General features: G+C 66.3%; 6 protein-coding genes. 4 read left to right on the top strand and 2 right to left on the bottom strand.

The features are described 5' to 3' along the window. Window positions 1-34: 34 nt before the first annotated feature. On the bottom strand, window positions 35-1,009 hold the full coding sequence (locus tag F6S12_RS28640) for a 2-hydroxyacid dehydrogenase (RefSeq protein WP_011059355.1): 975 nt from the start codon (window positions 1,007-1,009) through the stop codon (window positions 35-37). Window positions 1,010-1,215: 206 nt separating this feature from the next. Continuing rightward, window positions 1,216-2,184 carry a LysR family transcriptional regulator gene (locus F6S12_RS28635; RefSeq protein WP_011059356.1) on the bottom strand — a complete coding sequence of 323 codons (969 nt, stop codon included), beginning with the start codon at window positions 2,182-2,184 and terminating at the stop codon, window positions 1,216-1,218. Window positions 2,185-2,458: 274 nt separating this feature from the next. Here F6S12_RS28635 and F6S12_RS28630 point away from each other — a divergent pair, with 274 nt between their 5' ends. From F6S12_RS28630 to F6S12_RS28615, 4 genes are all read left to right on the top strand, one after another. Then, window positions 2,459-3,970: an efflux transporter outer membrane subunit gene (locus F6S12_RS28630; protein ID WP_077933375.1), complete on the top strand. Its 1,512-nt coding sequence runs from the start codon at window positions 2,459-2,461 to the stop codon at window positions 3,968-3,970. 11 nt (window positions 3,971-3,981) lie between these two features. Continuing rightward, a complete protein-coding gene (locus F6S12_RS28625) occupies window positions 3,982-6,189 on the top strand; it encodes an FUSC family protein (RefSeq protein WP_210482597.1) in 2,208 nt (735 codons plus the stop codon). Then, entirely contained in the window at window positions 6,179-6,379 is a 201-nt protein-coding gene (locus F6S12_RS28620; protein ID WP_007930063.1) for a DUF1656 domain-containing protein, read from the top strand. The genes F6S12_RS28625 and F6S12_RS28620 overlap by 11 nt, the downstream gene beginning before the upstream one ends. 10 nt (window positions 6,380-6,389) lie before the next feature. Next, window positions 6,390-7,050 (top strand): HlyD family secretion protein (locus F6S12_RS28615; protein ID WP_315869610.1); only part of this gene is annotated, 661 nt, incomplete at its 3' end.

The raw sequence follows: 7,050 nt of genomic DNA, 5'->3' as shown, positions 1-7,050 counted from the left end.
GGCAGCGGCTACAGGGGGGATAGGCCGTGGGTGGTCAGCCCTTCCACACCTGCGGGTTGACCAGGTCCTGCGGCCGCTCACCCAGCAGGGCACTGCGCAGGTTGCTCATGGCGCGCGCGGCCATGGCGTCGCGGGTTTCATGGGTGGCCGAGCCAATGTGCGGCAAGGTCACTGCGTTCTTCAGCTGGAACAGCGGCGACTCCGCCAGCGGTTCCTTCTCGTACACATCCAGGCCGGCGCCACGGATCTGGCCCTTCTGCAAGGCTTCGATCAGCGCCGGTTCATCCACCACCGGCCCGCGGGAAATGTTCACCAGGATTGCACTGGGCTTCATCAGCGCCAGTTCGCGGTGGCTGATCAGGTGCTTGGTCTTTTCGCTCAACGGCACCACCAGGCAGACGAAATCCGCCTCCGCCAGCAGTTGCTCCAGGCTGCGAAACTGCGCCCCCAGCTCCTGCTCCAGGGCCGCCTTGCGGCTGTTGCCGCTGTAGAGGATCGGCATGCCGAAGCCCAGGCGCCCACGGCGGGCGATGGCCGCGCCAATGTTGCCCATGCCGACGATGCCCAGGGTCTTGCCGTGCACGTCGCAGCCGAACAGCGCCGGGCCGACGCTGGCCTGCCATTGCCCGGCCTTGGTCCAGGCATCCAGCTCGGCCACTCGGCGGGCACTGCTCATGAGCAGGGCGAAGGCCAGGTCGGCGGTACTTTCGGTGAGCACGTCCGGGGTGTTGGTGAGCATCAGCCCGCGTTCGTTGAAGTAGGCCAGGTCGTAGTTGTCGTAGCCCACCGAGATGCTCGACACCACTTCCAGGCGCGCGGCGTTTTCCAGCTGCGCACGGCCCAGCTTGCGGCCGACACCGATCAGGCCGTGGGCCTGGGGCAGGGCTTCATTGAATTGCGCGGCGATGTCCCCGTGCTTGGGGTTGGGCACTATGACCTCGAAATCCTGTTGCAGGCGTTCGGTCATCTCGGGGGTGATGCGGCTGAAGGCAAGTACAGTCTTTTTCATCGCGCGAAGGCTCGTCAGGCGGGGAGAATGCCAAGCAAGCTAACATTTTTGCCGCCGCCACCAAAGCACCCCGCCACGAGCCTGCATGTGTAGGAGCTGGCTTGCCAGCGAAGGCGGCATCCAGGTTTGCACAGGACGTGCGGGCTTCTTCGCCGGCAAGCCGGCTCCTACAGGTGGGACGGTGGTCTGGGCGGGGAGCCCCGCGGTCAGGTGGCCAGGCGTGCGCCGGTCAGGCTGCCGCTCAGTTCATAGGCCGCCAGTTCCGTCTGGTGCGCGGTGAGGATCTCCGGCAGAGAGCCGCGCAGGTATTCGACCCAGGTCTTGATCTTGGCGTCCAGGTACTGGCGCGACGGGTAGATGGCGTACAGGTTCAGCTCCTGGGAGCGGTACTTGGGCATCACCCGTACCAGGGTGCCGGTGCGCAAACCCTCTATAGCCGCGTATACCGGCAACACCCCGACCCCCATGCCGCTGATGATCGCAGTCTTCATGGCATCGGCGGAGTTCACCAGGAACGGCGAGCTGTTGATGGTGACCATTTCCTGGCCTTCCGGGCCGTCGAAGGTCCACTTCTCCAGGGGAATCACCGGGCTCACCAGGCGCAGGCAGGCATGGTTCAGCAGATCGCTGGGCTTTTGCGGGCAGCCGTTGGCTTTCACATAGGCCGGCGAGGCGCAGACGATGCTGTAGGTCATCCCCAGGCGCTGGGAGACGAACCCCGAATCCGGCAGCTCTCGGGCCAGGACGATGGACACGTCGTAGCCCTCGTCCAGGAGGTCCGGCACACGGTTGGCCATGGTCAGGTCGAAGGTCACGTCCGGGTGGGTCTTGCGGTAGCGGGCGATGGCGTCGATCACGAAGTGCTGGCCGATGCCGGTCATGGTGTGCACTTTCAACTGCCCGGCGGGGCGGGCGTGGGCGTCGCTGGCCTCGGCCTCGGCTTCTTCGACATAGGCCAGGATCTGCTCGCAGCGCAGCAGGTAGCGCTTGCCGGCCTCGGTCAGGGCGATGCGGCGAGTCGTGCGGTTGAGCAGGCGGGTTTGCAGGTGCGCCTCTAGATTGGAGACGGCGCGCGAGACGTTGGCGGTGGTGGTGTCCAGCTGCACCGCGGCGGCCGTGAAACTACCGGCTTCGGCAACACAACTGAAGGCGCGCATGTTTTGCAAGGTGTCCATGGGGTGCTCTCAAGGGAGATTGCAAATTGTGACACGAAGTTTCTGTTTTTACAGGCGTACAGGGATACGACCAAGGGATTATCGCGTTTACGGTAACAAAGATTCACAGGAATCCCAGCTTATCGCCGCAACGACCGCCCCCTAGAATTGCGCCGATCCCTAGGAGCCGGCAGGCCGGCGATCCGCGCAACGCGGTGTAGCAGGCGTATCGCTGCGCCGGCAAGCCAGCTCCTACGAGAGAAATACTCCCCCCCGATCTCAGGAATTCGCAGCAGTGCCGCGTCGCATCAGCAGAGGGTTCAAGACCCTCAGTGTTTGGGCTTTATCGTTAGCAATCAGCGGCTGCATCGGAACCGGAGGCATTGCCCCACAGGGCAAGACACTTCCCGCTAATACATTGGCCACGGATGAGGCGATAAAGAGCGCCGCGCAGGACGCCCACTGGCCCAGCGCCCAGTGGTGGCAGGCCTATGGCGACCCGCAACTGGACCGCTGGATCAGCCTTGCGGTGCAAGGCAGCCCGAGCCTGGCCATGGCCGCCGCCCGGGTCCGCCAGGCCAAGGCCCTGGCCGGCATCGCCGAGTCGGCCGAGTCGCTGCAGATCAAGGGTGACGCCACCCTCAAGCGCCACAACTGGCCCACCGATCAGTTCTACGGCCCCGGCGCCCTGTCCAACAGCACCACCTGGGACAACAACGCCGCCCTGGGTTTCAGTTATGCCCTGGACCTCTGGGGCCGGGAAAGCAACAGCACCGAGCGTGCCGTGGACCTGGCCCACATGAGCGTGGCCGAAGCCCGTCAGGCCCAGCTGGAACTGGTGAACAATGTGGTGCGCAGCTATATCCAGCTGTCCCTGCACTTCGCCCAGCGCGATATCGTCGCGGCCACCCTCAAGCAGCAGCAACAGATCCTCGAACTGGCGCAACGGCGCCTGGACGGCGGCATCGGCACCCATTTCGAAGTCAGCCAGGCCGAGGCGCCGCTGCCGGAAACCCATCGCCAGCTGGACGCCCTGGACGAAGAAATCGCCCTGACCCGCAACCAGCTGGCGGCCCTGGCCGGCAAGGGCCCGGGGGAGGGCGCGCAGTTGCAGCGGCCAAGCCTGTCCCTGGGCGCCGCGCTGAAACTGCCCTCGGCCCTGCCCGCCGAACTGCTGGGGCAGCGCCCGGACGTGGTCGCCAGCCGCTGGCAAGTGGCGGCCCAGGCTCGCGGTATCGATGTGGCTCACGCCGGCTTCTACCCCAACGTCGACCTGGTGGGCAGCATCGGCTTCATGGCCACCGGCGGTGGGGCCCTGGAGTTCCTCACCGGCAAGAAGCTCAACTACAACGTCGGCCCGGCCATCAGCCTGCCGATCTTCGACGGCGGGCGCCTGCGCTCGGAACTGGGTGAAGCCTCGGCCGGCTACGACATGGCCGTGGCCAGGTACAACCAGACCCTGGTGGATGCACTGAAAAGCATCTCCGACCAGTTGATCCGCCGCGAGTCCATGGACAAGCAGCAAGCCTTCGCCGCCGAGTCGGTGGCCGCTGCGCAGAAGACCTACGACATCGCCACCGTGGCCTTCCAGCGCGGCCTGACCGACTACCTGAATGTGCTCAACGCCCAGAGCCTGCTGTTCCATCAGCAACAGGTGCAGCAGCAGGTGCAGGCCGCACGCCTGACGGTCCAGGCGGACCTGGTCACGGCCCTGGGCGGCGGGCTTGAAGCCGGCCGCGACGTTCCCGCGCAAGACCGCCTTGAGGCACCCAAGACCCCCGCGGCCCTGGCCGTGTTCGACCATTGAAGCAGGCACCCATGACTTCCTTGCCCGCACCTTTGCGCTGGCTGTACTCCCTTGAATGGCGCCGGGGTTTCTTCGACTGGGCGCGCAGCGACGGCGTGACCTGGGTCTATATCTTCAAGGTCCTGGCCGCCGCGTTCCTCACCCTGTGGCTGGCCATGCGCCTGGAGTTGCCGCAACCGCGCACGGCGATGATCACCGTGTTCATCGTCATGCAGCCGCAGAGCGGCCAGGTATTCGCCAAGAGCTTCTACCGCTTTCTCGGCACCCTGGCCGGCTCGGCGGTGATGGTGGCGCTGATCGCCCTGTTCGCCCAGAACACCGAGCTGTTCCTCGGCTCGCTGGCGATCTGGGTCGGCATCTGCTCGGCCGGCGCGGCGCGCTACCGCAACTTTCGCGCCTACGGTTTCGTCCTCGCCGGCTACACCGCGGCCATGGTCGGCCTGCCGGCCCTGGCCCATCCGGAAGGGGCCTTCATGGCCGCGGTGTGGCGGGTACTGGAGATCTCCCTGGGGATTCTCTGCTCCACCCTGGTGAGCGCCGCGATCCTGCCACAGACCGCCAGCGCCGCCATGCGCAACGCCCTGTACCAGCGCTTCGGGGTGTTCGCCCTGTTCGTTACCGACGGCCTGCGCGGGCGCAGCCAGCGCGACAGCTTCGAAAGCAGCAACGTGCGCTTCATCGCCGAGGCCGTGGGCCTGGAAGGGCTGCGCAGCGTCACCGTGTTCGAAGACCCGCACATGCGTCGGCGCAACGGCCGCCTGAGCCGCCTGAACAGCGAGTTCATGGGCATCACCACGCGCTTCAACGCCCTGCACCAGTTGCTCGAACGCCTGCGCAGCAGCGGCGCCGATCACGTGGTGGCGGCGATCAAGCCCGGCCTGCAGGACCTGGCGGAACTGCTGGACGGCTTCTCCGGCCGTGCCCTGACCAGCCCCGATGCGGCGCGCCTGGCCACGGCCCTGGCGGCCTACAAGGCCGAACTGCCGGCGCGGGTGCGCAGCCTGCGCACGGCCTTCCAGGAGAGCGGCCCGAGCGACGCCGAGCAGCTGGATTTCCACACCGCCTACGAGCTGCTCTACCGCTTTGTCGACGAGATGCACAGCTACGCCCAGACCCACGCGTCCCTGGCCGACCACAGCCACGAGCGCGAGCGCTGGGACGAGCCCTACACCCCGCAGACCAACTGGCTGGCCTGCGCCGCCTCGGGCATCCGCGCGGCCTTCGTGCTGGTGGTGCTGGGCAGCTACTGGGTGGCCACGGCCTGGCCCAGCGGCGCCACCATGACCCTGATCGCCGCCGCCACCATCGGCCTCTCGGCGGCTACGCCGAACCCCAAGCGCATGGCGTTCCAGATGGCCTGCGGGACTTTCATCGGTGCCCTGGTGGGCTTCGTCGAAATGTTCTTCGTGTTCCCCAGGATCGACGGCTTCCCGCTGCTGTGCCTGATGCTGGCGCCGGTGATCGTGCTCGGTTCGTTCCTCGCGTCCAGGCCCAAGTACGCCGGGGTCGGCCTGGGCTTGCTGATCTTCTTCAGCACCGGTTCGGTGCCGGACAACCTGACCATCTACAACCCCTACACCTTCATCAATGACTACATCGCCATGGTCATGGGCATGCTGGTCTGCGCCGCGGCCGGGGCGATCATCCTGCCGCCCAACAGCCGCTGGCTGTGGCGGCGCCTGGAGCAGGACCTGCGCGGCCAGGTGGTGTACGCCATCAGCGGCAAGCTCAAGGGCCTGGCGTCGAGCTTCGAGAGCCGTACCCGCGACCTGCTGCACCAGGCCTATGGCCTGGCGGTGGGCCAGCCCAAGGTGCAGAGCGAGCTGCTGCGCTGGATGTTCGTGGTGCTGGAAGTCGGCCACGCCATCATCGAGCTGCGCAAGGAGCAGGCGATCCTCCCGGTGCACCCGGCCTATGCCGAATCCCAGCCCTGGCGCCAGGCGATCCGGGTCATGGGCCGCTCCCTGGTGCGGCTGTTCCTGCAGCCCAGCCAGAGCAACCTGGAGCGCGGCCTGATCGCCGTGGACCACGCCATCAGCCGGGTCCAGGCCACCGACGAGCCCTTTGCCCCGCACTTCGACACCTCGGCCCTGCGCCGGGTCAAGAGCTACCTGCACTTCATCCGTACTTCACTGCTCGACCCGCAATCGCCGCTGGCGGCCTATGCCGTGGCCAAGCCAACGGCGCCTGCACCCCAAGGACTTGACCATGCCTCGTGAAATCGCCTTCCACGGCGTTTACATGCCCACCATGACCCTGATGTTCTTCATCGCCGCGGCCCTGGCCTGGGCCCTGGACCGGTTCATTTCCGGCTATGACCTGTATCGCTTCTTCTGGCACCCGGCGCTGCTGCGCCTGAGCCTGTTCTGCTGTCTGTTCGGCGCCATGGCGCTCACTGTCTACCGTTGAGACCCCCGCAATGAAAAAGTTTTTCAGCCTGCTCGCCACCCTGCTCGTGCTGGCCCTGGCCCTGTGGATCGGCCGTACCCTGTGGGAGCACTACATGTACACCCCCTGGACCCGTGACGGCCGGGTGCGCGCGGACATCATCAACGTCGCCGCCGATGTCACCGGCGAAGTGGTGGACGTGCCGGTCAAGGACAACCAGCTGGTGCGCAAGGGCGATCTGCTGATGCAGATCGACCCCGAGCACTACCAGATCGCGGTCAAGCAGGCGCAAGCGCTGGTGGCGTCGAAGAAGGCCACCTGGGAGATGCGCAAGGTCAACGCCCGGCGCCGCGCCGACATGGACAACCTGGTGATCTCCAAGGAAAACCGCGACGACGCCGGCAACATCGCCGACTCGGCCCTGGCCGACTACCAGCACGCCCAGGCCCAGCTGGAAGCGGCGCAACTCAACCTTGCACGCACCCAGGTGCGGGCGGCTGTGGATGGCTATGTCACCAACCTCAACGTGCACCGTGGCGACTACGCACGCATCGGCGAGGCGAAGATGGCGGTGGTCGACATGAACTCGTTCTGGGTCTACGGCTTCTTCGAGGAAACCAAGCTGCCCCACGTGCGCGTCGGGGATAAGGCCGACATGCAACTGATGAGCGGCGAAGTGCTCAAGGGCCATG

The organism is Pseudomonas sp. JV245A (assembly GCF_032424515.1).
GTDB classification, from domain to species: Bacteria; Pseudomonadota; Gammaproteobacteria; order Pseudomonadales; family Pseudomonadaceae; genus Aquipseudomonas; species Aquipseudomonas protegens.
This window is presented reverse-complemented; position numbering and strand designations above follow the sequence as displayed.